Annotated in this window: 19 protein-coding genes and 1 pseudogene; 10 read left to right on the forward strand and 10 right to left on the reverse strand. The window is 66.6% G+C overall.

The window, feature by feature from the left end:
• The first annotated feature begins 41 nt into the window (after positions 1-41).
• Positions 42-1,271 (forward strand): OmpP1/FadL family transporter, encoded by a 1,230-nt coding sequence (locus ACFQNJ_RS11150; protein WP_382257164.1) that lies wholly within the window; start codon positions 42-44, stop codon positions 1,269-1,271.
• Positions 1,272-1,304: 33 nt separating this feature from the next.
• On the opposite strand, the gene ACFQNJ_RS11155 is transcribed toward ACFQNJ_RS11150, so the two are convergent.
• Together ACFQNJ_RS11155 and ACFQNJ_RS11160 are read right to left on the reverse strand one after the other, a co-directional pair.
• On the reverse strand, positions 1,305-2,255 hold the full coding sequence (locus tag ACFQNJ_RS11155; protein ID WP_382257167.1) for a complex I NDUFA9 subunit family protein: 951 nt from the start codon (positions 2,253-2,255) through the stop codon (positions 1,305-1,307).
• A gap of 65 nt (positions 2,256-2,320) precedes the next feature.
• On the reverse strand, positions 2,321-4,303 hold the full coding sequence (locus ACFQNJ_RS11160; protein ID WP_382257170.1) for a lytic transglycosylase domain-containing protein: 1,983 nt from the start codon (positions 4,301-4,303) through the stop codon (positions 2,321-2,323).
• A gap of 18 nt (positions 4,304-4,321) precedes the next feature.
• Here ACFQNJ_RS11160 and ACFQNJ_RS11165 point away from each other — a divergent pair, with 18 nt between their 5' ends.
• Positions 4,322-4,954: a 5-formyltetrahydrofolate cyclo-ligase gene (locus tag ACFQNJ_RS11165; RefSeq protein WP_382257173.1), complete on the forward strand. Its 633-nt coding sequence runs from the start codon at positions 4,322-4,324 to the stop codon at positions 4,952-4,954.
• Here ACFQNJ_RS11165 and ACFQNJ_RS11170 read toward each other — a convergent pair whose 3' ends face one another.
• Both ACFQNJ_RS11170 and ACFQNJ_RS11175 read right to left on the reverse strand, forming a co-directional pair.
• Entirely contained in the window at positions 4,955-5,878 is a 924-nt protein-coding gene (locus tag ACFQNJ_RS11170) for a DMT family transporter (protein ID WP_382257176.1), read from the reverse strand. It lies immediately after the preceding gene.
• Between the two features lie 51 nt (positions 5,879-5,929).
• Positions 5,930-6,949 carry a LysR substrate-binding domain-containing protein gene (locus tag ACFQNJ_RS11175; RefSeq protein WP_382257178.1) on the reverse strand — a complete coding sequence of 340 codons (1,020 nt, stop codon included), beginning with the start codon at positions 6,947-6,949 and terminating at the stop codon, positions 5,930-5,932.
• 126 nt (positions 6,950-7,075) lie between these two features.
• Between ACFQNJ_RS11175 and ACFQNJ_RS11180 the strand changes: the two genes are divergently transcribed.
• The 3 genes from ACFQNJ_RS11180 to ACFQNJ_RS11190 all read left to right on the forward strand — a co-directional run bounded on the left by ACFQNJ_RS11180 (position 7,076) and on the right by ACFQNJ_RS11190 (position 9,268).
• A complete protein-coding gene (locus ACFQNJ_RS11180; protein ID WP_382257181.1) occupies positions 7,076-7,552 on the forward strand; it encodes a DUF2917 domain-containing protein in 477 nt (158 codons plus the stop codon).
• Positions 7,553-7,587: 35 nt separating this feature from the next.
• Positions 7,588-8,190: a TetR/AcrR family transcriptional regulator gene (locus ACFQNJ_RS11185; protein ID WP_374640200.1), complete on the forward strand. Its 603-nt coding sequence runs from the start codon at positions 7,588-7,590 to the stop codon at positions 8,188-8,190.
• A gap of 97 nt (positions 8,191-8,287) precedes the next feature.
• Positions 8,288-9,268 carry an MBL fold metallo-hydrolase gene (locus tag ACFQNJ_RS11190; protein ID WP_382257184.1) on the forward strand — a complete coding sequence of 327 codons (981 nt, stop codon included), beginning with the start codon at positions 8,288-8,290 and terminating at the stop codon, positions 9,266-9,268.
• Between the two features lie 82 nt (positions 9,269-9,350).
• Here ACFQNJ_RS11190 and ACFQNJ_RS11195 read toward each other — a convergent pair whose 3' ends face one another.
• From ACFQNJ_RS11195 to ACFQNJ_RS11205, 3 genes are all read right to left on the reverse strand, one after another.
• The gene (locus ACFQNJ_RS11195) at positions 9,351-9,743 is read right to left on the reverse strand and encodes a PKD domain-containing protein (RefSeq protein ID WP_374640198.1); all 393 of its coding nucleotides are present in this window, start codon (positions 9,741-9,743) and stop codon (positions 9,351-9,353) included.
• A 76-nt stretch (positions 9,744-9,819) separates the two neighbouring features.
• Positions 9,820-10,296, reverse strand: coding sequence for a cyanophycin metabolism-associated DUF1854 family protein (locus ACFQNJ_RS11200; protein ID WP_374640196.1), 477 nt, complete (start codon positions 10,294-10,296; stop codon positions 9,820-9,822).
• Entirely contained in the window at positions 10,293-12,590 is a 2,298-nt protein-coding gene (locus ACFQNJ_RS11205) for a cyanophycin metabolism-associated ABC transporter (protein ID WP_465262225.1), read from the reverse strand. The genes ACFQNJ_RS11200 and ACFQNJ_RS11205 overlap by 4 nt, the downstream gene beginning before the upstream one ends.
• A gap of 156 nt (positions 12,591-12,746) precedes the next feature.
• Between ACFQNJ_RS11205 and ACFQNJ_RS11210 the strand changes: the two genes are divergently transcribed.
• From ACFQNJ_RS11210 to ACFQNJ_RS11220, 3 genes and pseudogenes are all read left to right on the forward strand, one after another.
• Positions 12,747-14,897: a cyanophycin synthetase gene (locus tag ACFQNJ_RS11210; RefSeq protein ID WP_374640194.1), complete on the forward strand. Its 2,151-nt coding sequence runs from the start codon at positions 12,747-12,749 to the stop codon at positions 14,895-14,897.
• A 66-nt stretch (positions 14,898-14,963) separates the two neighbouring features.
• A pseudogene (gene cphA / locus ACFQNJ_RS11215) lies at positions 14,964-17,544 on the forward strand (cyanophycin synthetase).
• A complete protein-coding gene (locus tag ACFQNJ_RS11220; protein WP_382257191.1) occupies positions 17,544-18,794 on the forward strand; it encodes an anion transporter in 1,251 nt (416 codons plus the stop codon). The pseudogene cphA and the gene ACFQNJ_RS11220 overlap by 1 nt, the downstream one beginning before the upstream one ends.
• Positions 18,795-18,812: 18 nt before the next feature.
• On the opposite strand, the gene ACFQNJ_RS11225 is transcribed toward ACFQNJ_RS11220, so the two are convergent.
• On the reverse strand, positions 18,813-19,715 hold the full coding sequence (locus ACFQNJ_RS11225) for a DUF6279 family lipoprotein (RefSeq protein ID WP_382257194.1): 903 nt from the start codon (positions 19,713-19,715) through the stop codon (positions 18,813-18,815).
• Here ACFQNJ_RS11225 and glmU point away from each other — a divergent pair.
• Positions 19,714-21,132, forward strand: coding sequence for a bifunctional UDP-N-acetylglucosamine diphosphorylase/glucosamine-1-phosphate N-acetyltransferase GlmU (gene glmU / locus ACFQNJ_RS11230; RefSeq protein ID WP_382257197.1), 1,419 nt, complete (start codon positions 19,714-19,716; stop codon positions 21,130-21,132). The genes ACFQNJ_RS11225 and glmU overlap by 2 nt on opposite strands.
• Before the next feature lie 18 nt (positions 21,133-21,150).
• Here glmU and ACFQNJ_RS11235 read toward each other — a convergent pair whose 3' ends face one another.
• Positions 21,151-21,849 (reverse strand): DUF2726 domain-containing protein, encoded by a 699-nt coding sequence (locus tag ACFQNJ_RS11235; protein ID WP_382257200.1) that lies wholly within the window; start codon positions 21,847-21,849, stop codon positions 21,151-21,153.
• Between the two features lie 131 nt (positions 21,850-21,980).
• On the reverse strand, positions 21,981-22,487 hold the full coding sequence (locus tag ACFQNJ_RS11240; RefSeq protein WP_382257203.1) for an Lrp/AsnC family transcriptional regulator: 507 nt from the start codon (positions 22,485-22,487) through the stop codon (positions 21,981-21,983).
• A gap of 127 nt (positions 22,488-22,614) precedes the next feature.
• Here ACFQNJ_RS11240 and glmS point away from each other — a divergent pair, with 127 nt between their 5' ends.
• On the forward strand, positions 22,615-24,468 hold the full coding sequence (gene glmS / locus ACFQNJ_RS11245) for a glutamine--fructose-6-phosphate transaminase (isomerizing) (protein WP_382257206.1): 1,854 nt from the start codon (positions 22,615-22,617) through the stop codon (positions 24,466-24,468).
• Positions 24,469-24,838: the final 370 nt, after the last annotated feature.

The raw sequence follows: 24,838 nt of genomic DNA on the forward strand, positions 1-24,838 counted from the left end.
ACGCTGACCGCGACCGGTCCCACCACCCCGAGGAGACTTCCATGAAAAAAATGAACGGTGCTGCGCGCACCCTGGCTTCGGCCGCCCTGCTGGCGGTCACCGTACCCGCCTGGGCCACCAACGGCTACTTCCCGCATGGCTTCGGCCTCAAGGCCAAAGGCATGGGCGGGGCGTCCATTGCCATGGCGCACGACGCCTTTGCGGGTGTCAACAACCCGGCCCAGGCGGCCGTCGTCGGTAGCCGATGGGATCTGGGTGCCGAATTGTTCAATCCCCGGCGCAGCGCCACCATCTCGACCCCCATGGGTGCCATGGAGGTGGAAAGCCGCAAGGACACGTTCCTGATCCCGGAGTTCGGCTACAACGTGGCGCTGTCGAAAAAGCTCGGCGTCGGCATCACTGTCTACGGCAACGGCGGCATGAACACCGAATATCCCGCTGTCTTTCCGGGCGACACCAACTTCTTCTGCAGCGGCCCGACCACTTGCGGATCGGGCAAGCTGGGGGTGGACCTGATGCAGCTGATCGTGGCGCCCACCGTGGCCTATGAGGTGGCTGACGGCCACTCGTTCGGGGTCTCTCCGCTGCTGGTGTACCAGATGTTCAAGGCCTACGGCCTCCAGGCCTTTGGCCTGCCCAACCAGGGCCAGGACAGCAGCACCGGCATCGGTCTGCGTCTGGGTTATCTGGGCAAGCTGGGCGATCGCGTCACCGTGGGGGCCTCCTATTCGCCGCGCATCGACATGTCTCGCTTTGACAAGTACGAGCGCCTGTTTGCGAAACAGGGCGACTTCGATATCCCCGAGAACTACGCATTCGGTGTGGCCCTGCAGGTGACGCCCAAGGTGCAGGTGGCCTTGGACTACTCACGCATCAACTACAGCGGTGTGCCGTCGATCGGCAACGCCAGCCTGAGCAACTTTGCCAACGGCTTTGGCGCCGCCAACGGCCCAGGCTTTGGTTGGCGCGATGTGTCGGTGACCAAGCTGGGGGTGCAATGGCAGGCCAGCAGCCAGTGGACCTGGCGCGCGGGCTTCAACCACGGCACCAACCCGGTCCGCTCGCAGGATGTGTATCTCAATATCCTGGCGCCGGGCGTGGTGCGCAGCCACGTCACCCTGGGCGCCACCTACAGCCCGGCGGCCAACACCGAAATCAGCTTTGCGCTCTGGCACGCCAAGCGGCAGGAGGTCTCCGGCAGCATGCCGGCGCCCACGAAGATCGGCATGAGCCAGAACGGCATCGGTCTGCAGTACAGCCGAAAGTTCTGAGTCCCCGCGGGGCGGGCGGACGGTACTGGCGGTTCAGCGCCGTCCGCTGCGCAGCGACAACAATCCGCTGCGGCCACCGCGCTGTCCCAGGTACGACGGCGCGATCGCGAGGACCGATGCGGGACGGATCCCCAGGCTGTCCAGACCAGGCCAGCGACCGCTGGCCACATTGTCCACCCGCATCGAATCCAGGTTGTCCCGGCTCATCAGCGGCTCACCGGGCAGGCACTCCATCGCCATGGCCTGCACCCGGCCGATGCTGTGCGGCAGCGGAATGACCGGTCGTTCCCGGCTGCCGTACCGGCCCGCCAGTCGGACCAGTTCGGCCAGCGTCAGGACATCGGGTCCGGCGCATTCGATGGTTTGACCGATGCTGGCGCGCGCCACGGCGTCGCTGCCCAGGCAACGCACCACGGCTTGAGCCACATCCTCCACCCAGACCGGCTGAAAGCGGGTGTCGGCCCCCGCCAGCGGCATGACCGGGAACACCGACTGAAGCTGCGCGAAAAGGTTGAGGAAGCGATCACCAGCACCAAAGATGACGCTCGGTTGCAGGATCGTCAATGCCAGCGCTGCCGACTGCAGCACCGCTTCGCCCCGGGCCTTGCTGCGCTGGTAGCGAGAAGGTCCGCGGACATCAGCCCCCAGTGCACTGATGTGGACCAGACGTCGCACCCCGGTGGCTTCACAGGCCTGGGCCAGGATGGTGGGCAGGGTGACATGCGTGCGCTCGAAGGCCGCCTCGTCCCCATGCAGGATGGCCACCAGGTTGACCACCGCATCATGCCTCGGCAACAGCTGCCGGAGTGCGTGGCCATCGTGCACATTGGCTTGCCGGACCGTCAGCCCCGGCAGATGCTGCACGGGGGCCGCATTGACGGCCCGGCGGGTGGGCACCGTGACGCGATGACCCGCACGAACCAGTTTCTCGCACACATGGCGACCAACGAAACCGCTACCACCGAGGACAAGGATGTTTGACATGGTGGCGCCATCCTAGCGTGTGCGCAAGGCCGAGCGCCCTGTGGGGCCATGGCCACGCGCGGGCGTCAGGGCAGCTCGGTGTTGATCGCGGCGGCGGTGGTGGCCCGTGGACCCACCGTTCCCAGCCGTGAACGCAGCGACTGGGGCTGACCGGTCAGCACGGCGGCGTAGTTGGTGGTGTTGGACAACACGCGCTTGACGTAATCGCGGGTTTCCTCGAACGGGATGTTCTCGATCCAGACCTCTGCCGGCAGCACCGGCCCGTTGCGCCAGGCGCGGGACCGGCCCGGGCCGGCGTTGTAGGCGGCAGCCGCCAGTGGCAGGGAACCTTCGAAATCATCGAGTGCGAACTTGAGGTAGGCCGTGCCGATCTGGATGTTCGTCTCCCGGTCGGTGATCTGCTGGGGCTGGAAATCCGTCAGGCCGATCTTGCGGGCGGTCCAGCGTGCGGTGGCCGGCATGACCTGCATCAGGCCGGAGGCACCCACCCCGGAGCGGGCATCCGACACGAAGCGGCTTTCCTGGCGGATCAGACCGTAGACATAGGCGGGGTCCAGTCCGATCTCGCGCGAGCGGCGAACCACCGCATCGCGATGCGGCATGGGAAACCTCTGAGCCTGATCATGCGCTTCGCGGGTGCGCTTGCTGGTGTTGATGCACCGGTCCCAGATCTCCTGCTGGCAGGCCACGGCAGCGGCGGCCAGCAGTTCCCGGTCATTCATGCCGCCCGGGGTGTGCAGGCCCACCGTGTAGTTCCATTCGCGCGTGCCTTCGCTGCGCAAGCCCAGCCGCATGGCGTCCAGCGCCCGCAGCAGCCCGGGGTTGCTGCGCGCCGCCAGCACCTCCTCGGCCGTCAGTGGCGGCGGGGCGGGCGGCACCAGGACCTGCCGGCCCAGGGCCTCCAGGGCGAGCTGTTCGTAGAACCCGCGGGTGGATGCGATGGATTCGTACAGCTGGCGGGCTCGCGCCACGGCGGCAATGGGGTCGGTCTCCTTGAGCACCTCGGTCGCCCTGGCCCGCCAGTAGACCCAGACGGGCTGCTGCTGCATGGCGTCAGGCATGGCCGCAATGGCCTCGCGGACATGCCCCCAGGCGCTTGCCCGCAAGCCCGCCCGGGCCTTCCACGCCAGATGCTCGGGATGCATGAAGCGGTCCTGGCCATTGGCGAAATGGGTCAGTGCGTCGGCCTGCAGCTTCTGCGCCGCGCGCCGGCCGATCACGCCCCAGACCCAGCTGCGCTCCTCCTGCGTGAGCTGGGCCTTCCAGCGGGTGCGGTCCATGTGTCGGGCCGCTGTCTCAGGGTCCGAACTGGCCAGGCGAATCACGGCCAGCGTGACCATTTCCTTGGTTCGGGGGCGGACTGCGGTCAGTTTCTCGTCCAGGAACTTGCCCGGGTCCCGGGCAATGATTTCCAGCTGGTGAGCCCAGTCCTCGTTGAGCAGCCGAACCGCCTGGATGGCCACGGCGGGCTTGCCGGCATCCATGCCCAGCCGGGCGCGTTGCCAGAACACTTCCTTGCCCAGGTGGCCGCTGTCCAGCAGGGCGCGGGCGGCGGTGGCGCAGCCATCCTCCACCTCGGGCTGGGCATGCCAGAGCTGGCGAACTTCCCGCGCGGCGTCCTCGGCCGGCAGGCGCCTGGCCGCTGCATCGAGCATGAGCCCGTAACAGCGCACCTGGCGGTCGTCGTTCATGCGGTAGAGCGGGCGTTCGGTCTCGAAGCGCGCCCAGTCTCTCGCCTTGCCCAGTTGCAGCAGCCAGTCGTTGCGCAACCGGTCTTCCCAGTAGGTACCCGCGTGGCGGTCCAGCGTGGCGCGGATTTCCTCGGGTCGGGCGGTTTCCAGCCGGGCACGCATTTCCCAGTAGGCCGCCATCGGTTCAAGGCGGTGTCCGTGCATGCGTGGCAGCAGCTGCGTCAGCTGTGCCGACTGGCCGCGCCGAAAGGCCTCGCGCATCTCCAGCAGGGTGGAGTCGGCCGTGGTCTGCGCCCAGGCGGGCACCGCCAGCACCAGCGCGGCCATAATGGCTGTGACACCCTGTTTGAAGCTCATCCGGTTCATTGCTCGATTATGGACAACAAAGACGGTCAGACGGTTCCCGGCAAGCCCGCTGCCGATCCGCGCAAGGCGGCCTGGCGCAAGACCCTGGTGGACAAGCGCCAAGGCTTGGCCGACCGGGCCTGGCGCAACGATCTGCTGCAGCGTGTGATGCGCGTCTGGCTGATCGATCGACCCGACACGGTCATCGGTGCCTATTGGCCCATCAAGGGCGAATTCGATCCTTTGCCGGCGCTGTTTCGCTGGCAGGAGGCCGGCCTGGAGGAGGATGCCCAGAGCGCGGCACGGCACCGGCGCATCGGTCTGCCGGTGGTCAACAAGATCGACAAGACCCTGACCTTCTACAGCTGGTACCCCGGCTGTCCCATGGAAGAGGATGCGTACGGCATTCCCAAGCCCAAGGACACCGAGATCATCGAGCCGACCCTGATCTTCGTCCCCTGCGTGGGCTTCGGACCCGGCGGCTACCGGCTGGGTTACGGCGGCGGGTTCTACGACCGCACCCTGGCCAGCCTGCGGCCCAAACCCTTCACGGTGGGGCTGGCGTACGACTTTGCCTATGTGCCGGACATGCAGCCCGAATCCCATGACGTGCCCCTGGACGCGATCCTGGCGGACACCGGGGTCATGTGGCCCGGCCGCTGATCAGGGGTGGTCGGCGTTGGCGTGAACGCGGCTGATCCGCTGTTCGTGCCGCACGATGTAGACCCCGCTGGCCACCACAATGGCGGCTCCGATCCAGGTGTGGCTGGCCGGCAGGCTGTGCCAGATCAGCCAGTCCAGACCCACGCCCCAGGCCAGGGCGGTGTATTCGAATGGGGCCACCACGCTCGCCTGTCCGTGCCGGAAGGCCTCGGTGATCGCCAGCTGGCCACAGAAGCCGGTGATGGCCAGCGCCAGCAGCAGACCGGCGTCTGCGGTCTGGATCGGGACCCACTGCGGGGCAGCCAGCACACCAGCGCCCACCGCCATCATCAGCATCAGGGACAGGATCATCGATTCGCTGCTGTCGGTGCGGCTGACCAGCCGGCCACTGACTGCCGCCACCGCATAGCAAAGCGCGGCGCCCAGCACCGCCAAGCCCCCCCAGCTCATGCCGGCCTGCAGGGAGGTGCCACCGGGCTGCAAGGCGATGAGCACGCCGACAAAGCCGGCTGCTATGGCCCACCAGTGGGCCTTGGGTACCCGTTCACCCAGCACGGGGATCGACAGGATGGTGATCAGCAACGGCGAGACAAAGAAGATGGTGTAGGCCGCTGACAGCGGCAGTTCACGCACCCCCCGGGTGAACAGGGCCAGCATGATGATGCCCAGCAGGCCGCGCAGCAGGTGCAGGGGCCAGCGCACGGGCCACAGGCTGTGCCACCGGCGGCGCCAGCCGATGTACAGCAGCACCAGGGGCAGCGCCGTCAGGCCGCGCAGACTGGCGATCTGCAGCACCGGGTAGCGCGCGGACAGGGCCTTGAGCACCGCATCCATCAGGGCAAAGCAGCCGACCGCCAGCAGCATGGCAACGATGCTGCGCAGATTGGTGTTGGACGGGGCGGTCAGGTGGTGTGTGGGTGGCATGAGGTGCGAGAGTGTGCATCATGCCCGGTGCCAGTCTGGGGCCGCCTGTCCTCAGTCGATGTGGTCCACCGTATCCGGGTCGGGCACTTCGCCGATGGCTTCCCGCGTGCGGGCCGCCTCGGCGAGCAGCCAGTCGCAGAAGGCCTTGACCTCCGGCCGTTGCGTGCCCCGGGGCGCGGTCACCAGCCAGTAGACCAGGGGCGAGTCCAGTCGCATCCCGGGCAGCGGTTCGACCAGATCGCCGCTGGCCAGGCTCTCGGCCACCAGGGGCAGCCGGGCCAGGGCCACGCCTTGTCCCGTCAGCGTGGCCTGCACGATCTGGTGGGCATAGTTGAAGTACAGCCAGCGTTTGGGGCTGAGGCGCTCACGCCCGGCCCGGGCGCCCGGTCGGACGCGGGCGGCGCCTGCATGCGTGTCAAGCCAGCGCTGCCAGGTCAGCCATTCCAGGTGGCGTGTGCGGTGGGCATCGCCTGCCTCGATCAGCGTGCAGTCGGCCAGGTCCTCGATGCGGTTGATGGGGCGCGAGCGCAGCAGCCACGGACTGGCCACCGGTGTCAGCTGTTCGCCAAAGAGCCGGATGGCCTGGGCTGGTACCGCCTGAGGCACCGCGTAGCGCAAGGCCAGGTCCACATCGGCCGTGCCCAGGTCCACGGCCACATCGGACGCGTCGATGCGGATGTCGATGTCGGGATGCGCTCGCTGAAAGGCCTCCAGCCGCGGAATGAGCCACATCGAGGCAAACGAGGCCGAGGTCGTCACCGCCACGCTGCGGCGCCCCGCGCTCTGGCGGATCATTCGCACAGCCGCATCAATCCGGTCCAGCGAGGCGCTGACGGCGCGCAGCAGCATCGATCCGGCGCTGGTGAGCTCGACGGCACGGGTGTGTCGCAGGAACAGGACCGACCCGACCTCGTCTTCCAGCGCCTGGATCTGCCGGCTGACAGCGCTCTGGGTGAGGGAAAGCTCCTCTGCGGCAGCGCGGAAATTCAGGAGGCGGGCCACCGCTTCAAAGGCGCGCAAGTGGCCGACCGAGATCGGTCGGGAGCGAGGGTGGCTGGTACCGAGGGCCATGGATCAGACTATTCCCGGGCAGTGGATTGATGCTTGGATCGAATCAATAGCTTAGCGCCTTTTCATTGGACGTGGGAGGCGACCGGCGGGAAGATGACTGCTCGTCGGAAACCCTAGGAGAGCACCATGTCCCTCGCTCATCAAGTTGAACTCTGCACCGTGGCCGGAGCGTGGCGTCTGCTCCCCGGCAGCGCCTTGAGTCTGAAGCCGAAAGCAGATGCCGTGTTGCGCCTGCGCCGTGGTGGCGTCTGGGTCACCCTGGGGGAGACTGACCACGGCATGCCCGATGCCTCTGGCGACTGTTTCCTGCGGGAGGGGGAGGCGCTGCTTGTGCCAGCCGGGGCCAGGGTGGTCATGGAGAGTCTGCAGTCACAGGGGACCGATGGCCCGGTGTTGTTTGACTGGACCGATCTGGCGGTGAACCCGGCTGCTGCGAGCCGCTTCCGCCGGGAAGTGGTCACACCCTCTCGTGAGCTGGTGCTTGCGCTGGGACAGGCTGCCGTGGCGCTGGTGCGTGTGTTGCGTGGCCTGCTGGGCTACAGCGAGTATCTGGTGGCCGGGCGTGGCCGGGTGCTCACCCCACTGGAATCCATGCGTTCCTGATGTGGCGCCAGGGCGCGGGGATGGGAGAATCGGTCATGGCCAGACCCCGCTCCGCCTCCCACGACCTCAAGCGCGACCAGATCCTCGATGTGGCGGCGCAGTGCTTTGCCCGCCAGAGCTTTCCTGCCGCCAGCATGAACGACATCGCCACGGCCTGTGGCACCAGCAAGGCCCGGCTCTATCACTACTACGAGAGCAAGGACGCCATCCTGTTCGACCTGCTCGATCGTTACACCCAGCGGCTGCTGGCACTGATCGGTGAGGCCGAGGCGCGCGCCCAGCGCAAGAACCTGAGTGAGCGCGAAGCCCTCAACGAGCTGGTAAGGGCGTTCCTGACCGAGTACGAAAGCAGCGCCACGCGCCATGTGGCGCTGGTTTCTGACACCAAGTTTCTGGGGGATGGGCAGCGTGAACTCATCCTCAACCGCCAGCGCGACGTGGTGGCGGCGTTCACCCGGTTTCTCAAGCGGGCCTATCCCGACCGGGTGACCCCGGCGAACCAGACGGCGCTGACCATGATGCTGTTCGGCATGATCAACTGGACCTTCACCTGGTTGCGGCCGGGTGGCACCATGAGTTACAGCGCCTTTGCCGACGAGGTGGTACAGGTGCTGGAGCATGGCCTGTCCCGGGCATGACCTCCCCGGTCATCGGGAATCTGTCATTTACTGATGTGAAATCGGTTTCGATTAGGTAAAATTCAAGAACTGTCCTGACACCCCCACGGAGACCACCATGAGCAAAGCCTTTGCCTCCCAGGCCGACCTGGAAGACAAGAAGATCACCTTCGAACAGCTCAGCGCCCACTGCTGGGCCTACACCGCCGAGGGCGACCCGAACTCGGGCGTGATCATTGGTGGCCAGTACATCATGGTCAGCGACGCCACGGCCACGCCGGCCATGGCGCGCGACCTGATCGCCAAGATCCGCACCGTCTCCGACAAACCGATCAAGTACGTCCTGCTGACGCATTACCACGCGGTGCGCGTGCTGGGTGCCAGTGCCTACGTGGCGGAGGGTGCCACCGAAATCATCGCCAGCCGTGGCACCTACGAGCTGATCGTCGAGCGCGGTGCCCAGGACATGAAGAGCGAGATGGAGCGCTTCCCGCGCCTGTTCCGCGGTGCCGATTCGGTGCCGGGCCTGACCTGGCCGACCATGGTCATCGGTGACGGCAAGCCGGGCCGCCAGGGAACGCTGGAAGTGGATCTGGGTGGCGTGAAAGTGCAGATCTGGCACCCGGGCGCCGGTCATACCCGCGGCGACACCATCGCCTGGGTCGAGGACGAGAAGGTGCTGTTCAGCGGTGACCTGGTCGAGTACGAAGCCGGCGTCTACACCGGTGATGCCCAGCTGGAAGAGTGGCCCGCCACCCTGGAAGCGCTGCGCGAGCTCAAGGCCGAGTTCATCGTGCCCGGCCGTGGTGAAGCCATGAAGGGCAATGCCGACGTCAACAAGGCGCTGGACTACACCCAGCGGTGGGTGACCACCCTGTTCCAGGCAGGCAAGGAAGCTGTGGCCGCCGGCATGGACCTCAAGGCCGCGATGGCCCACACCCGCAAGAGCATGGACCCGGTCTTCGGCCATGTGTTCATTTACGAGCACTGCCTGCCGTTCGACGTCAGCCGTGCCTACGACGAGGCCAGCGGCATCAAGAACCCGCGCATCTGGACGGCCGAACGCGACAAGGAGATGTGGGCCTCGCTTCAGAACTGAGCGTTCTGCAGCGCTTCCATCGGCAAAAAGACCCGCCTTGGCGGGTCTTTTTGCATCGGGCTCGGCGATGAGCTTCGGGAGATCAGTCGGTGCTGCTGTTCTCTTCGTCCTCGCTGTCTGCGGTGGACGAGGTGCTGTCCGCCACCTTGACGTCGACTTCCTCGGTGGCCCGGCCTTCGCGGCCGGCGCTGTCCACCACGGTCAGGGTCACCTTGTACGTTCCGGCCTTTTCGTAGGTGTGGGTGACGGTCTTGCCGTCACCGCTGTTGCCGTCCCCGAAATCCCAGTCGTAGGACACGGCCACGTTGTCCTCCGGCACGTTGGAGATCATGGTTTCGGAGGCGTCAAAGCTGACTTCCTCGCCGGCGATGACGGGCGATGGCGACACCGAAATCACCGGAATCGGGATGCAGGCCACGAGTGTCAAACTGGCAAGGCCGGCCAACAGCCAGCGGCTCAATCGGTGGGCGATCATGTGTTTCCCCTGTCGTCGTTGGTTGTTCTTCAGACCGTTTCACTATAGCAAGTGCCGACGGCCATTGCCAGCCGCTTCACAGGAAGCGTTCGAGCAGGCGGCGCGACGCCCGGTCCAGCTGGCTGCTGTCCCGGATCTCGAAGACCACCCCATGCCCGCCTGTCACCAGAAGGCGCCGGGTCCCGGGCAGGCGGCGGATGTCTTCTTCACCCTTGAGAACCAGTTCCGTCGGCCCCCGGTCGGTGTCCACCTGCCAGGTGCTGGGGGTGGCAAAGGTCGACACCGCACGGATGCGCTCGATGACCGGCGAAAAATTGCGCTCCTCGATGGCTGCGGTCACCGCCTTTCTCTGCGGCTCACCCAACTGGTCCAGGTGGGCAATGAAGGCGCACTCGTGTCCGTCCGGGCCGACGATGGAGATCGCTTCCTGCGGGGCGGTCAGGGGAAACGAACAGACAACCTGCACGTTCTCCACCGCGGTGCCACCGGCGGGGGTGAACACCCAGCGGCCGAAGGCATTGCGCTGAAGATCGAAAGAGGTGCTCGGGCTCATGCGCTGACTCCTGTCGTGTGGGCGGAGGGCTGTGGCAAGCGGTGCGCCAGCACATTGGCATCGTGTTCGGCGTCCTCGGCGGCCGCGTGGCGGGCCTGGGCTTCATACAGGCGCCAGTAGTGGCCCTGCCGCGCCATCAAGTCCTCGTGCGGGCCGACCTCGACCACTTCGCCCCGGTCCATGACCACCAGCCGGTCGGCCTTGCGCAGGGTGGACAGGCGGTGGGCAATCGCGATCGTGGTGCGTCCCTGCACCAGGTTGTCCAGGGCTTTCTGGATCTCCTTTTCCGTCTCGGTGTCCACGGCCGAAGTGGCTTCGTCCAGGATGAGGATCTTCGGGTCGATCAGCAGCGCGCGGGCAATGCTGATGCGCTGGCGTTCGCCGCCCGACAGGCCCTGGCCCCGTTCGCCCACCAGCGAGTCATAGCCCTGGGGCAGGCGCAGGATGAAGTCGTGCGCATGGGCCGCGCGCGCCGCTGCCACGATTTCCTCGCGGGTGGCGCCAGGCTTGCCGTAGGCGATGTTTTCGGCGACGGTGCCGAAGAACAGGAAAGGTTCCTGCAACACCAGCCCGATGTGCTGCCGGTAGTCGGCGACCCGGAAACGCCGCACGTCGGTGCCGTCCAGCAGGATGCGGCCGTCGGTGACGTCGTAGAAGCGGCAGATCAGATTGACCAGTGTGCTCTTGCCCGAGCCGCTGTGGCCGACCAGGCCGATCATTTCGCCAGGCCGGATGTCCAGGCTCAGTCCCTTGATGATTGCGCGGTTGCCGTAGCGGAAGGCAATGTTCTCGATGGTCACGCCGCCACGCACCACCGGATCGCGCACCGGGTCGGTGGGTTCGGGCACGTTGGAGACGTGGTCCAGGATGTCGAAGATCCGCTTGGCACCGGCGGCGGCCTTCTGGGTGACCGACACGATGCGGCTCATCGAATCGAGCCGGCCGTAAAAGCGGCCGATGTAGGCAATGAAGGCGGTCAGCACACCCACGGTGATGTCGCCCTTGCTGATCTGCCAGATGCCAAAGGCCCAGACCACCAGCAGGCCCACATCGGTCAGCAGGGTGACGGTGGGGGTGAACAGGCTCCAGGTCTTGTTGATGCGGTCGTTGACGGCCAGGTTGAGCTGGTTCGCCTCACGGAACCGGGTGGCTTCCCGGCGTTCCTGCGCAAACGCCTTGACCACCCGGATGCCGGGGATGGTGTCGGCCAGCACGTTGGTCACGTCACCCCACACCCGGTCGATCTTTTCGAAGCCGGTGCGCAGGCGATCACGCACCAGGTGGATCATCCAGGCGATCAGCGGCAGCGGCAGCAGCGTCACCAGCGCCAGCCAGGGGTTGATCGAGAACAGGATGACCGTGGTCATGCCCAGCATCAGCACGTCGGTGGCGAAATCGAGCGCGTGCAGCGACAGGAACACCGACAGCCGGTCGGTTTCGGAGCCGATGCGCGCGATCAGGTCGCCGGTGCGTTTGGCGCCGAAATAATCCAGCGACAGACCCAGCAGGTGTTCGAAGGCGCTGGTGCGCAGGTCGGCTGCGATGCGCTCGGACACCAGCGCCAGCAACCAGGTGCGGGCCCAGCCCAGCCCCCAGGCGAGCAGGCCGGCGCCCAGCAGGCCGCCGAGCAGCAGCATGACGTAGCTTGCATCGATCTGCTGCCCGTTCTGGAACGGAATCAGCACATCGTCCATCAGCGGGATGGTCAGGTAGGGGGGTACCAGCGTGGCGGCGGTGGACGCCAGGGTCAGCAGGAAGCCGGCCAGCAGCTGCCAGCGGTAGGGGCGGGCAAAGCGCCACAGGCGCAGCAGCACCCAGGTCGATGGCGGCTGCGACAGCTGCCGCTCGCAGGCCTCGCATTCGTCGCTGTCCGGGGGCAGGGCAGCGCCACAAGTGGGGCAACGTGTCTGGGCATCGTCGGCCCATCCGTCGCCACTGCGCAAGACCTGCGTCACGCTGACAAACTGCCGCTGCAGGCGCAGCGCCGCCGCGGTGTGCGCCAGCGTGAAGCGCCAGCGGGCCCGGACACCTTCCGGTCCCGCCAGATCCAGGGTGGCCACCCCGGCCTGATCGGTGTGCAGCAACTGCAGGTCCGGTTCAAGATCGTGACGCTGCCAGCCGGCGTCCCGGTTGTAGTACCAAAGTGCTGACCGGGTCAGCAGCAACTGGCCTTCGTCGAAGCGGCCCTGGGCATTGAGGTCGATGGTCAGTCTGGCCACGACATCCTCGGTGGGCAGGTCGGGCGGCAGGAGGGAGGTAGGGGAGGGCTGCATGACAGCGAGATTGTGCGTCATCCCTGCATGGCTGGCGCGCCACGATCCGTCACGTTTTCTTGGGCGGGCAACGTCTGGAAGCCCCAAGTTGGGCGCAGAATATGCGCCTGTGCGCCTCATGGTGCGCTGGGCGGCAGGGTTTCTTGTCCTGCCAGTGTGCGTTGTTCGCCTTGATTTATGCATTCACACCGATTCACCCTGACCGTCCTGCGGCACCGTTTCCTGGGGGGCCCCAATGTCTGGACCTACCGCTCGGCCATGGAAGTCTGGCTGGATCTGGGTGAGCTGGAAGAGCGCCCGTCCAACACCATTGAGGGCCTGACCGATCGCCTGCTCGCGATGCTGCCAGGACTGGAGGCCCATCACTGCGGCGTTGGCGAGCATGGCGGTTTCCTGCAACGCCTGCGGGAGGGCACCTGGGCCGGCCATGTGCTGGAGCACTGCATCATCGAGCTGCTCAACCGCGCCGGCATGCCCACGGGCTTCGGCCAGACGCGCAGCACCTCGCAGCATGGCGTCTACCGCATGGTGTTCCGGGCGCGCAACCAGGAAACGGCCGAGGCGGCGCTGCGCCACGGGCATGCCCTGCTGGAAGCCGCGATCAACAACGAGCCCTTCGATGTCGGGCAGGCCGTGGTGCAGCTGCGGGAAGTGGTCGACTCCACGTGGCTGGGTCCCTCGACCGCGGCCATCGTCAATGCCGCCACCGAGCGGCGCATTCCTTTTCAGCGCCTGAACGACGGCAACCTGGTTCAGCTGGGCGAAGGTGCCCGTCAGCGCCGCATCTGGACCGCCGAGTCTGACCTGACCAGCGCGATTGCCGAAAACATCGCCTGCGACAAGGACCTGACCAAGACGCTGCTGCAATCGTGCGGCGTCCCCGTGCCGGAGGGGCAGGTGGTCAACAGCCCTGCCGAAGCCTGGGAGGCGGCGCAGGACATCGGACTGCCCGTCGTGGTCAAGCCGTCCGACGCGAACCACGGTCGTGGTGTTTCGCTGGAACTGTCCGATCAGGCCGACATCGAGCGTGCTTTCGGCATTGCCGAGGCTGAGGGCAGCGACGTGATGGTCGAGCGCTACATCCGTGGCAACGAGCACCGGGTGCTGGTCGTGGGCGGCAAGGTGGTGGCCGCCTGTCGTGGCGAAAGCCTGTGGATCACCGGCGACGGCGTTTCCACGGTGCGTGCCCTGATCGACAGCCAGCTCAACAGCGATCCCCGCCGCGGTGAGGCCGAGGAGTTTCCGCTGGAGACCATCCGCCTGGAGCGCGAGCCGGCCATGTGCCTGCTGCTGGAGCGCCAGGGACTGGGGCCGGATGCGGTGCCCGAAGCCGGTCGCAAGGTGCTGGTGCAGCGCAACGGCAACATGGCCTTCGACTGCACCGACGAGGTGCACCCCGAGGTCGCCTACATGGCCGGACTCGCCGCGCGCATCGTCAACCTGGACATCGCCGGCATCGACATGGTCACCGAGGACATCAGCCGGCCGCTGCAGGAAGTGGGCGGCGCGATTGTCGAGGTCAATGCGGGCCCGGGTCTGCTCATGCACCTCAAGCCCGCGGTCGGGCAGCCACGCCCGGTGGGCGAGGCCATCATTGATCACCTGTTCGGCACCACCGACCCATCGCCGGGACGAATTCCCCTGATCGGGGTGGCCGGCACACGACAGACCCGCCTGGTGTGCGCGGCAGCTGCCTACCTGATGGATCTGGGTCAGGGGCCTGCCGGTCGCGCCAGCCAGGATGGCATCTTCGTGGGGCGCCGCCGCCTGGAGCCGGTCGGGGATGACTACTGGGCGCAGTGCCGCCGCCTGCTCATGAACCGCGAAATCCACAGCCTGGTGGTCGAAAGCACGCCCAGACTGGTGCTGGACCGGGGCTTGCCCTATGACCGTTGCCTGGTGGGTGTCGTTACCGACCTGGGCGGCTGGGAAGACCTGTCCGATCACGACATCCAGGACGCCAGCGGCATGCCCCGCGTGTTGCGCACCCAGGTGGATGTGGTGCTCGATCACGGGGCTTGCGTGCTCAACGCCGACGACCCGGCGGTCGCCGCGCTGTCGGCGCACTGCGATGGCGAGTGCTACTGGTATGGCGCCAGCACCGTGCCCGAGGGCATGCCCGGTACCCGCATGGTTCGCCGCGATGGGCAGGCCATCTGCCTGTGCGACCGCGGCGAGATCGTGGCGCGCGCCCAGATGCCGTCCCTGGATGGTGACGAGCAGGCCACTGCCATCTGTGCCGCGGCTGCCGCGGCCTGGGCGGCTGGCCTGTCGCCCGCCCTGATTTCCGCCGGCCTGGAGCGCTTCGACAGCCAGGCCCGCCCCTGAGCCAACGGTCGCAGCACCCACCGCCGATCACCCGAGTTCCGCACCCTTCATTCGAGCCATTGCGCCATGGACATTTCCCGCATCCGGGCCTTGCGCGGTCCCAACCTCTGGACACGCCAGACGGCTATCGAGGCCATCGTTCACTGTGAGCCCGCCGAGCGCTCCATCGTCAACCTGCCCGGTTTCGAGGCCGAATTGCGGGCCCGCTTTCCGCAGCTGGAGCCCTGGCGCAGGCCCCAGGAAGATGTTTCCCTGGCCCACGTGCTCAAGCTGGTGGCGCTGGCCTTGCAGGCGCAGGCGGGTTGTCCCGTCAGTTTTTCCCGCTGCACCGAAACGGTGGAGCAGGGCACCTACCAGGTGGTGGTCGAGTACACCGAAGAGCAGGTCGGGCGCGATGCCCTGAAGGCGGCCGAACGTCTCATCGCGGTCGTCCGCGGCATCGACAAGGATCCGTTCGATGTCGATGCCGTGATTGCCGCGCTGCGCGAACTGGACGAGGATGTGCGTCTGGGCCCGTCCACCGGGTCGATCGTGAACGCCGCCGTGGCCCGTGGCATCCCCTACCGTCGTCTGACGCAGGGCTCGCTCGTGCAGTTCGGCTGGGGTGCCCGTCAGCGGCGCATCTGGGCCGCCGAGGTCGACGGCACCAGTGCCGTGTCCGAGAGCATTGCCCAGGACAAGGACCTGACCAAGACGCTGTTGCGCGCCGCTGGCGTGCCCGTGCCCTGGGGACGCCCGGTCTCCAGCGCCGAAGACGCCTGGGCCGCGGCCATGGAGCTGGGGCTGCCCGTGGTGGTCAAGCCGCTGGATGGCAACCAGGGCAAGGGCGTGACGGTCAATATCGTCGACCGTGAGCATCTGGAACTGGGCTACCGCGTGGCCGCCGAGTATGGCCAGCCGATGGTCGAGAAATTCCTGCCCGGCAGCGACTTCCGCATGCTGGTCGTCGGTGACCGGCTGGTGGCGGCCGCCCGCCGTGATCCGCCCCAGGTCATCGGCGACGGCGAGCACACGGTGCGTCAACTGGTCGACATCGTCAATGCCGATCCTCTGCGGGGGGAAGGGCATGCCACACGTCTGACGAAGATGCGCATTGATGACATCGCGATGGCGCGCCTGAAGGTGCAGGGGCACACCCCCGACACCGTGCCTGCCAAGGGCGAGCGCGTGGTCCTGCGCAACAACGCCAACCTGTCCACCGGGGGCACGGCCACCGACGTGACCGACGATGTCCACCCGGAGGTGGCGGCCCGTGCGGTCATGGCCGCGCGCATGATCGGTCTGGATGTCTGCGGTGTGGACGTGGTCTGCGAGAGCGTGCTGCGGCCGCTGGAAGAGCAGAGCGGCGGCATCGTCGAGGTCAATGCGGCCCCAGGCCTGCGCATGCACATCTTCCCGTCCTTCGGCAAGGGACGGGCGGTGGGTGAAGCCATCATCGATCACCTGTATCCGCCGGGCGACGACGGCCGCATTCCGGTGGTGGCCGTGACCGGCACCAACGGCAAGACCACCACCGCGCGGCTGATTGCCCACATCATGGCCTGCAGTGGCCTGCAGTGGCCTGCGCGTGGGCATGACCAACACCGACGGCGTGCATGTCAACGGCCGCCAGACCGACAGTGGCGACTGCTCGGGGCCCAAGAGTGCCCGCAATGTGCTGCTGCACCCCGACGTCGATGCCGCGGTGTTCGAGACGGCGCGTGGCGGCATCCTGCGTGAGGGCCTGGGGTTCGATCGCTGCCAGGTGGCGGTGGTGACCAACATCGGTGCCGGCGATCACCTCGGGCTGAACTACATCACCACGGTCGAAGACCTGGCTGTCCTCAAGCGCGTGATCATCCAGAACGTGGCGCCGCAAGGCTATGGTGTGCTCAACGCCACCGATCCCCATTGCGTGCGCATGGCCGAGGTCTGCACGGGCAAGGTCATCATGTTTGCCCGCGACGGCCAGCATCCCGTGCTGGCCACGCACCGCGCCCAGGGACATCGCGCGGTGTGGGTCGAGGATGGTCAGATCGTCGCCGCCGAGGGAGATGCCCGGGTGACGGTACCCCTCAAGGACGTGCCCATCACCCGCGATGGCACCATCGGTTTCCAGGTAGAGAACGCCATGGCGGCCCTGGCCGGCGCCTGGGGTGTCGGCCTGTCGTGGGACGCGATCCGTCAGGGGTTGGCGAGCTTTCGCAGCGATGTGGGCTCCGTGCCCGGTCGCTTCAATCTGATGGACTACCGGGGCGCCACGGTCATTGCCGACTATGGCCACAACCCGGATGCCATGCGTGCCCTGGTCGCTGCCGTGCAAACCATGCCCGGCCAGCGTCGCAGCGTGGTCATCAGTGGTGCCGGCGACCGGCGTGACGAGGACATCCGCGAACAGACGCAGATCCTGGGGCAGGCCTTTGATGACGTCATCCTCTACGAGGATGCCTGCCAGCGGGGCCGCGCCAGCGGCGAGGTGGTCGGGTTGCTGCGGCAGGGCCTGGAAGGTGCCACCCGCACGCGCCATGTCGAGACCATCCAGGGCGAATTCCTGGCGATCGACACCGCACTCTCGCGCTTGCAGCCGGGCGACCTGTGTCTGGTCCTGGTGGACCAGGTGCAGGAGGCGCTGGATCACCTGAAAGCCCGCTGCCAGTCTGCCGCCTGATGCACGACGGCCGTGACTGGGGTGTGGTCGTGGTCTTTGCCACGGTCTACCTCGGCATGTTTCTGGGCGGGCTGCCGCGACTGAAGCTGGACCGCTCAGGCGTGGCGCTGCTGGGTGCGATCGCTGTGATCGCGTTGACCGGCATGACGCTGGAAGAAGCCGCCCGCTCAGTCGATCTGCCGACCATCGTGCTGCTGTTTGCCTTCATGGTGGTGGCCGCCCAGATGCGGCTGGGCGGCTTCTACACCGAGGTCACGCGTCGGGTGGGTGCCATGCCCCTGTCACGCGCCGGCCTGCTGGCTGCCCTGATTGCCGTGGCCGGTGCCATGTCGGCCGTGTTCTCCAACGACATCATCTGCCTGGCCATGACCCCGGTGGTCGTGCGCCTGTGCCTGCAGCGCGGTCTGGATCCTTTGCCCTTTCTGATCGGCCTGGCCTGTGCCGCCAACATCGGCTCCGCTGCCACGCTGATCGGCAATCCCCAGAACATGCTGATCGGCTCGGTGCTGCGCCTTGATTTCGGGGTGTACTTGCGCGCAGCCGCCGTGCCGGTCATTGTCAGCCTGTGCCTGCTGTGGGCATGGCTGGCTTACGGTCTGGGCGCACGGCGGGGGGCGGTCGAACTCCAGCGGCCGATCGGCATCCGGCTGGACGCCGCCGACGCGCCCGTCTTCGATCGCTGGCAGACCGCCAAGGGCCTGACGGTGGCCGGCGTGCTGATGATGGTGTTCCTCTTCACCGGTTGGCCGCGCGAGGTGGCCGCCCTGGTGGGTGCGGGTGTCCTGCTGCTGAGCCGCCGGCTGCATTCATCGCACGTGATGGGCTTCGTCGACTGGCCGCTGATCCTGTTGTTCATCGGCCTGTTTGTGGTGAATCACGCCTTTGAGACCACCGGGCTGGCGGCCGAGGCGGTCGCCTGGCTGCGCACACAGGGGGTGCATCTGGATCAGCCGGGGCCCCTGCTGGTGGTGGGGGTTCTGCTGTCCAATCTGGTCTCCAACGTGCCCGCCGTCATGCTGCTCCTGCCGCACCTGGGGGCCGATCCGGCTTCGTCCGGCATCCTGCTGGCACTGGTCAGCACCTTCGCTGGCAACCTGCTGCTGGTGGGTTCGATCGCCAACCTGATCGTCGCTGATCTGGCCGCCAAGGAGGGCGTGGTGCTGGACTGGAAGCGGCATGCCATGACCGGTCTGCCGGTCACCCTGGCTTCCGTGGCGGTGGTCTGGGTCTGGCTGGTGTGGCGGGGCTGACGGGTTGATCCGGCGGCTTCAGTCTTGCCCGGCGAGCGAGCGGATGTCGGTCTCGTAGTCCCTGAGGACCCGCACCGAATGCGCACGCTGCTCCGGTGTGGTGCTGTTGTGCAAGGCCGCATACACCTCACAGCCGTGCCGGATCACTCGGGCGGTGGGATGGTCGGTGGCCTGTCTTGGTGGCAGCCGATGGGCCAGCCATTCGCCGGCGGCGCGTTCCTTGACCGTCTGGCGTGTGGCACCGGGCGGGAGGGCCTGCCACTGCCGGATCATGTCGCGCAGCTCGGCGGCCAGGCGCAGGCGCTCCTGCTGGGTTTGCTGCGGATCAAAAGGCGAGCGGGCCAGGCCCTGGCGAACCAGCGCTTCCTGCTCGCGGCTGAGCGGCCCGTACAGGGTCTCGTAGCGGTCCAGCAGGCGTTCGGTGCGCCGGTTCAGCCGCTGCTCCGGTGAGCCGCGCAGGAAGTCCTTCTCAAAACTCTCATGGCTCTTGTGCTGGTGACGCTCGAAGTGGGCCATCTGCGTCGCATCCAGCTGCACGGCCAGCCGGGCCAGGGGGGCACCGGCGTGCTCGGCCATCCTGACCCAGGCCTCCCGCAGATCGTCGTACTGGCGGCACACGGCCTCGGCGGTGACATTGTGCTGGGCCATGTCCTGCCAGCGCTTGAGCAGCGCGGCGTAGCGGGGCAGTTCCTGCGACCGGTGCCAGGCCATGAAACGGTCGATGTCCGACCGGATCTGCGCGGACTGGCTGTCGTTCAGGTCTGCGTAGCCGTCGATCCACCAGTAGATGAGATTTGGGGCTTGACCGTAGCCGATGCGCAGGGCGCTGCAGGCACCCAGCGCCAGCAGCGCCAGCGTGGCGGCGATAATCTTCAGCCATGTCAACAAGGGGCCGGCAGCGCCCACAGGAGTGAGGTTCATGACGTTCCCGGTGGATGTGGTGGTGATGGCGGCGGGCAAAGGCACCCGGATGAAGAGCCTGAGGCCCAAAGTGTTGCACCGTCTGGGCGGTCGTGCACTGGCACAGCATGTGCTCGACACCGCCGCACGGGTATCCGCCCGATCGGTGGTGGTGATCACCGGTCATGGGGCCGATCAGGTGGAGGCTGGTCTCCAGGCACCCGTGGGTGCCGATGGACAGGCGCTGGATCTGCGCTTCGTGCGCCAGGAGCCCCAGCTGGGCACTGGCCATGCCGTGCAGCAGGCCGTCCCGTTGCTGCCCGACGATGGCGTGACCCTGGTGCTCTCGGGCGATGTGCCCCTGACCCGGGCCGAGACCCTTCAGGCACTCATCACGCAATGTGGCGGTGAGCGGTTGGCGCTTCTGACGCTGGACATGCCCGACCCCACGGGCTATGGACGCATCGTTCGTGCGGAAGACGGTGCCGTGAGCGCCATCATCGAGCACAAGGACGCCTCCGATGAGCAGCGGGCCATTCGCGAAATCTACAGCGGCATCATGGCCGTGCCCACGCGCCTGCTCAGGGCGTGGCTGGCGCGCCTGGACAACCGCAATGCCCAAGGCGAGTATTACCTCACCGACGTCGTGCGATTTGCCGTGGCCGATGGTCTGAGGGTCGAGGCCTGCCGCATCGCCGATGCGGTGCAGGTGGCGGGGGTCAACAGCCCGCGCCAGCTGGCCGAACTGGAGCGGGCCTACCAGCGCCAGGTGGCCGACGAGCTGATGGACCAGGGAGTGCGTCTGGCCGATCCGGCGCGTCTGGATGTGCGTGGAACGCTCATCTGTGGTCAGGATGTCGAGATCGATGTGGGCTGCGTGTTCGAAGGGCGGGTCGAGCTGGGCGCCGGTGTACGCATCGGCGCCCACTGCGTGATTGCCAACGCGGTGATTCAAGCGGGCGCGGTTATCCACCCATTCACGCACATCGACGGTGAGAAACTGGGTGTCGGCGTAGGTGCCGGCTCGTTGATCGGTCCGTTTGCCCGCCTGCGTCCGGGCGCCCGCCTCGGGGCCGAAGTGCACATCGGCAACTTTGTCGAGGTGAAGAATAGCACCCTGGCCGATGGCGCCAAGGCCAACCATCTGGCCTATCTGGGTGACGCGACGGTGGGCGAGCGCGTGAACTACGGCGCCGGCAGCATCACCGCCAATTACGACGGCGCCAACAAGCACCGCACCGTGATCGAGGCCGATGTGCATGTGGGCAGCAACTGTGTGCTGGTCGCGCCGGTGACCATCGGCGCCGGTGGCACGGTGGGTGCCGGCTCCACCATCACCAAGAGCACGCCGCCGGGCAGTCTGTCGGTGGCCCGGGGTCGGCAGGCGTCCATCGCGGACTGGAAGCGACCCACCAAGGTCGCCCCCAAGAAGGACTGATCCGGCTGTTGAGGGTGGTCAGGCGCGGCGCCGGCCGGTGGGCGGGCGCTGCCGCGCCATCTGCTCGAACATGTCTTCGTTGTTCAGGTTCATCAGGCCCGACAGGCCCATGACCTCGGAATCGCGGAAGCCGTGCGTCTGGCTTTGCGTCTGTTCGAACTCGGAGAACTGGGACTCCAGTTGCTGGCGGGCGCTTTCGCGCGGCTCCTCGACGGCCCGCGGCGGTGGCAGTTCGGCCAGGTTCAGCTGGCGGCGGAAGTCCGCCGGCGACGGCATCCGGTGAATGCCGTTCTTGAGAAACACGAAGCGCACACCCGCGGTTTTGAGGATGCGGTTCTTGACCTTGAGCATGTGCTCCTTGGCCTTGGCATTGCTCAGGTGGAACTGCTCGATGTCGAAGGCGAACATGGGCCGCCCGTCTTCGCCGAACACCGCAAAGTCCACCCGGAACTGCTGCAGCCGCTCTTCGGCACGCTTGCGGTTGGTGGTCTTGCGCACCGACAGCATGTCCTGCAGGCGCAGGTTGGGCAGCACCACCTGGCCGGGAAAGGTGTCGTGCAGGTAATCCAGCATCTGGACCTGCTCAGGGGTCAGCAGCCGTTCGGGCGTGTAGCGGTCATCCCGCCCGGACGTGGGAGTTTGCTGCCGTCGCCAGACGAACAGCCCACCCCCCAGCACCAGCAATGCCGCAGCCGAAGCCGCGATCCATGTCAGCATGCAACCTCCTGAGTTGTAAAGTATTAATTGGCAGGGAATTTTAGAGGTTGGTGACAGCGTGGGTGCACTTTGATGAATTTGTTACAGACACCTGACAAACGGTCATCGCGTGCCGGCGAGCGTTCGGGCCATCAGACGGACGGCATGCGCGACGGCAGCGGCAGGCGGGGGTCGAACTTGGCGCGCTTCACACTGAAGAATGCCTTGACGTTGCGCACATTGGCGTCCGAGGTGAACAGGCGCTGTGTCAGGGCCAGGTAGTCGGGCATGTCCCGGGTGTGGATCACCAGCATGAAGTCGGGGCCCGGGCTGACCCGGTAGCACTGCTGTACCGCCGGTTCGGCCACGGCCCGGGCCTCGAAGTCGTCCAGCCGCCCGGCGTCCTGTCGTTCCATCACCACCTCGACCAGCGCGGTGAGTCCATGGCCGATCAAGGGTGCCAGCCGGTCAGCGCTGAGCACGGCGACTTCCCGCTCGATCAGACCCAGTTGGCGCAGCCGCTTGACCCGGCGCAGGCTGGTGGGGGGTGACACGTGGGCCGCCTCGGCCAGGGCGACGTTGCTCCGGGCGGCGTCGGTCTGCAACTGGTCCAGCAGTTTCAGGTCGATGTCATCAATGAAATGATCGGTCGTGTTCAAGGTCAAAATGAACGATTGTTAAATTATCTGAGCATGATGAATCAATATTTCTTTGAAGTAAATAAATCGACCTGAAATTTCTCTCCTGAATGCCTACGATGCCGCATCAGCATTCAAGGAGCATTCCATGTGTGGCATCGTTGCCGGGGTTTCGGGTCGTGACGTTGTGCCGGTACTGGTTCAGGGCCTTCAGCGCCTGGAGTACCGCGGGTACGACTCGTGTGGGGTAGCGGTCCATGCCGGTGGACTCAGGCGTGCCCGTAGCACCGCCCGGGTGGCCGAGTTGGCGCAACAGGTGCAGACCGACGGCATTGCCAGCGGGACGGGCATTGCCCACACGCGCTGGGCCACCCACGGCGCCCCGGCCGTGCACAACGCTCACCCGCATTTCAGCCACGGCCCCTCGCCCGCGCAGGGTGCGGCCGGCCGGGTGGCGCTGGTGCACAACGGCATCATCGAGAACCACGACGAGTTGCGGGCCGAACTGCAGCAGCGCGGCTACGTGTTCGAGAGCCAGACCGACACCGAGGTGATCGCGCATCTGGTCGATTCGCTGTACGAAGGCGACATCTTCGCCGCCCTGCAGTCAGCGGTGGCGCGGCTGCACGGCGCCTACGCCCTGGCGGTCTTCCACAAGGACGAACCCCACCGGGTGGTGGGTGCACGTGCGGGTTCACCGCTGGTGCTGGGGGTGGGCAAGGACGGTGAACACTTCCTGGCCAGCGACGCCATGGCCCTGGCGGGCGTGACCGACCAGATCGTCTATCTGGAAGAGGGCGATCTGGTGGACCTGCAACTGGGCCGCTACTGGGTGGCCGACCGCAATGGCCGTTCGCTCGATGTCGCGCAGCGTCCGGTGCGCACGGTGCAGGCGCACAGCGGCGCGGCCGAGCTCGGTCCGTACCGCCACTACATGCAAAAGGAAATCTTCGAGCAGCCGCGCGCCATCGGCGACACGCTGGAAGGCGTGGAGGGCATCACGCCCGAACTGTTCGGTGATGGCGCCTACCGGGTGTTCAAGGACATCGACCAGGTGCTGATCCTGGCCTGCGGCACCAGCTACTACAGCGGATGCACCGCCAAGTACTGGCTGGAAGACATCGCCGGCATCCCGACCCAGGTGGAGGTGGCCAGCGAATACCGCTACCGCACCAGCGTGCCCAACCCGCGCACCCTGGTGGTGACCATCAGCCAGAGCGGCGAGACCGCCGACACGCTGGCCGCGTTGCGCCACGCCCAGGGTCTGGGCATGACGCACACGCTGACCATCTGCAACGTGGCGACCAGCGCCATGGTGCGCGAGTGCGAACTGGCCTACATCACGCGGGCGGGTGTCGAGATCGGTGTCGCGTCGACCAAGGCCTTCACCACCCAGCTGGCCGGCCTGTTCCTGCTGACGCTGGCGCTGGCCCAGGTGCGCGGTCGCCTGACCGATGAGCAGGAGGCCGCCCACCTCAAGGCCATGCGGCACCTGCCGGTGGCGCTGCAGGCGGTGCTGGCCCTGGAACCCCAGGTCATCCGCTGGGCCGAGGATTTCGCCCGCATGGAGAACGCGCTGTTCCTGGGGCGTGGCCTGCACTACCCGGTGGCGCTGGAAGGTGCCCTCAAGCTCAAGGAGATCAGCTACATCCACGCCGAGGCCTATCCGGCCGGCGAGCTCAAGCACGGCCCGCTGGCCCTGGTGACCAGCGCCATGCCGGTGGTGACCGTGGCGCCCAACGACGCCCTGCTGGAAAAGCTCAAGAGCAACATGCAGGAAGTGCGTGCGCGCGGCGGCGTGCTGTACGTCCTGGCCGATGCCGACACGCACATCCAGAGCGCTGAAGGGCTGAACGTCATCCGCATGCCCGAGCACTATGGTGCGCTCTCACCTATCCTGCACGTCGTGCCGCTGCAGCTGCTGGCGTATCACACGGCCTGCGCGCGAGGGACGGATGTCGACAAGCCCCGTAATCTTGCCAAGAGTGTCACGGTGGAGTGACCAAGTGGGAGCGCACCCGGCGTTGGTTCTGTGAATAATCCCTGTCAAGAGTGAATTAACTCTGTCATAACCTCCTGAAAGAGATCCAGGAGGTTTTCGTCCGAAAATCAAAGACTTAGGATGTCAGCGCCAATTCTCGGCGACCTTCAGGAGCCTTGCATGTCAAAGCCGTACAAGCGTCCCGACCCACTCGCGCAGAAGCACGGTCCCAGCGACGCAGGTCGTGCAGAACAGGACGCTGCTTGAACCGCCCCGGGTTTCCAGGAGGCCGGTTGATTTAAGTTGACACCTCTGTTGAGGTGTTGCTGTTGGCGAATTGCCTCCAGTAGTTTGCCTCAGCTTCTGCCGGAGGGATGCCCCCAATCGGCGT

Origin of the sequence: Hydrogenophaga bisanensis (assembly GCF_042665135.1) — a bacterium.
GTDB classification, from domain to species: Bacteria; Pseudomonadota; Gammaproteobacteria; order Burkholderiales; family Burkholderiaceae_C; genus Hydrogenophaga; species Hydrogenophaga bisanensis.

Excerpts from the sequence above, each read along its gene's own strand:
- ACFQNJ_RS11175 (WP_382257178.1), bottom strand. The coding sequence starts at position 6,949 with ATGGCCCTCGGTACCAGCCACCCTCGCTCCCGACCGATCTCGGTCGGC.
- ACFQNJ_RS11235 (WP_382257200.1), bottom strand. The coding sequence starts at position 21,849 with ATGCTGACATGGATCGCGGCTTCGGCTGCGGCATTGCTGGTGCTGGGG.
- ACFQNJ_RS11205 (WP_465262225.1), bottom strand. The coding sequence starts at position 12,590 with ATGACGCACAATCTCGCTGTCATGCAGCCCTCCCCTACCTCCCTCCTG.
- ACFQNJ_RS11195 (WP_374640198.1), bottom strand. The coding sequence starts at position 9,743 with ATGATCGCCCACCGATTGAGCCGCTGGCTGTTGGCCGGCCTTGCCAGT.
- ACFQNJ_RS11165 (WP_382257173.1), top strand. The coding sequence starts at position 4,322 with ATGGACAACAAAGACGGTCAGACGGTTCCCGGCAAGCCCGCTGCCGAT.
- glmS (WP_382257206.1), top strand. The coding sequence starts at position 22,615 with ATGTGTGGCATCGTTGCCGGGGTTTCGGGTCGTGACGTTGTGCCGGTA.
- ACFQNJ_RS11160 (WP_382257170.1), bottom strand. The coding sequence starts at position 4,303 with ATGAGCTTCAAACAGGGTGTCACAGCCATTATGGCCGCGCTGGTGCTG.
- ACFQNJ_RS11210 (WP_374640194.1), top strand. The coding sequence starts at position 12,747 with ATGCATTCACACCGATTCACCCTGACCGTCCTGCGGCACCGTTTCCTG.
- ACFQNJ_RS11225 (WP_382257194.1), bottom strand. The coding sequence starts at position 19,715 with ATGAACCTCACTCCTGTGGGCGCTGCCGGCCCCTTGTTGACATGGCTG.
- ACFQNJ_RS11185 (WP_374640200.1), top strand. The coding sequence starts at position 7,588 with ATGGCCAGACCCCGCTCCGCCTCCCACGACCTCAAGCGCGACCAGATC.
- ACFQNJ_RS11190 (WP_382257184.1), top strand. The coding sequence starts at position 8,288 with ATGAGCAAAGCCTTTGCCTCCCAGGCCGACCTGGAAGACAAGAAGATC.
- ACFQNJ_RS11200 (WP_374640196.1), bottom strand. The coding sequence starts at position 10,296 with ATGAGCCCGAGCACCTCTTTCGATCTTCAGCGCAATGCCTTCGGCCGC.
- ACFQNJ_RS11155 (WP_382257167.1), bottom strand. The coding sequence starts at position 2,255 with ATGTCAAACATCCTTGTCCTCGGTGGTAGCGGTTTCGTTGGTCGCCAT.
- glmU (WP_382257197.1), top strand. The coding sequence starts at position 19,714 with ATGACGTTCCCGGTGGATGTGGTGGTGATGGCGGCGGGCAAAGGCACC.
- ACFQNJ_RS11180 (WP_382257181.1), top strand. The coding sequence starts at position 7,076 with ATGTCCCTCGCTCATCAAGTTGAACTCTGCACCGTGGCCGGAGCGTGG.
- ACFQNJ_RS11150 (WP_382257164.1), top strand. The coding sequence starts at position 42 with ATGAAAAAAATGAACGGTGCTGCGCGCACCCTGGCTTCGGCCGCCCTG.
- ACFQNJ_RS11170 (WP_382257176.1), bottom strand. The coding sequence starts at position 5,878 with ATGCCACCCACACACCACCTGACCGCCCCGTCCAACACCAATCTGCGC.
- ACFQNJ_RS11220 (WP_382257191.1), top strand. The coding sequence starts at position 17,544 with ATGCACGACGGCCGTGACTGGGGTGTGGTCGTGGTCTTTGCCACGGTC.